This window comes from Rhizobium sp. BK212 (genome assembly GCF_014197475.1).
Taxonomy (GTDB): domain Bacteria; phylum Pseudomonadota; class Alphaproteobacteria; order Rhizobiales; family Rhizobiaceae; genus Rhizobium; species Rhizobium anhuiense.
The window spans coordinates 1-1,186 of sequence record NZ_JACIFS010000028.1; the positions used below are offsets into that span (position 1 = coordinate 1).

The 1,186-nt window shown below is 62.2% G+C and carries 2 protein-coding genes; both read left to right on the forward strand.

The genetic code is table 11. The features are described from left to right. A partial coding sequence (locus FHT79_RS31910) for an ABC transporter substrate-binding protein (RefSeq protein WP_183904733.1) occupies window positions 1-573 on the forward strand: 573 nt, incomplete at its 5' end. A gap of 128 nt (window positions 574-701) precedes the next feature. Next, window positions 702-1,186: sugar ABC transporter permease (locus tag FHT79_RS31915; RefSeq protein WP_183904734.1), on the forward strand; the 485-nt coding region annotated here is incomplete at its 3' end.

Sequence of the window (1,186 nt, forward strand, 5' to 3'; positions counted from 1 at the left end):
TTCGACAATCTGGCGACGATCGTCAAATATGTCGATCCGAACTTCTCCGGCCGCGACTGGAACCTCGCCACCGCCATGGTCATCAAGGGTGATGCGCTGGTGCAGGTGATGGGCGACTGGGCCAAGGGCGAATTCGTCGCCGCCAAGAAGACGCCGGATACCGACTTCCTGTGCTACCGCTTCCCCGGCACCGACGGCAGCGTGATCTACAACTCCGACATGTTCGGTATGTTCAACGTCCCCGACGACCGCAAGGCGGCGCAGGTGGCGCTGGCAACCGCAACGCTGTCGAAGAGCTTCCAGTCGGCCTTCAACGTCGTCAAGGGCTCGGTGCCGGCTCGCACCGACGTTCCCGATACCGACTTCGACGCCTGCGGCAAGAAGGGTATCGCCGACCTGAAGGCTGCCAATGAAGGCGGCACGCTGTTCGGCTCGCTGGCGCAAGGCTATGGCGCACCGCCGGCGATCGCCAATGCCTACAAGGACGTCGTCTCGAAGTTCGTCCACGGCCAGATCAAGACCTCCGACGAGGCCGTGACCCAGCTGGTCCAGGCGATCGACGACGCCCGCTGAGATCACTTGTGATGACAATGCTTCCCCGCGTGACCCGCGGGGAAGCTTCAGGCTCCGCGCCGATCATGCAGGATGATCATGCCCGGACGATATCGAGGAGCCATCATGCGGGGAGGAAATGACATTCCATGAGCACAGTTGCGACCACCGATCCGGTTCTGACGCCGCGGCAATCGACGGGCATCTCGTTGCGCGGCCGGCTGCAGGATGCGCTGCCGAAGATCGTGCTGGCGCCGAGCTTCGTCATCACCATCATCTTCGTCTACGGCTTCATCATCTGGACGGCCTATCTGTCCTTCACCAATTCCAAGACCTTTCCCTCCTATGCGCTGACCGGCGCACGCGCCTATCAGCGGCTGTGGCGCTGGACCTTCGAGAGCGATCCGCCGTCCTCCTGGTATACCTCGATCACCAACATGGCGATCTTCGGCTTCCTCTATGTCGGCATCTGCCTGGCGCTCGGTCTCTTCCTCGCCATCCTGCTCGACCAGAAGATCCGTGGCGAGGGGCTGCTCCGACCGATCTTCCTCTATCCGATGGCGCTCTCCTTCATCGTCACCGGCGTTGCCTGGAAATGGTTCCTCGATCCCGGCCTCGGCCTGGAACAGACGCT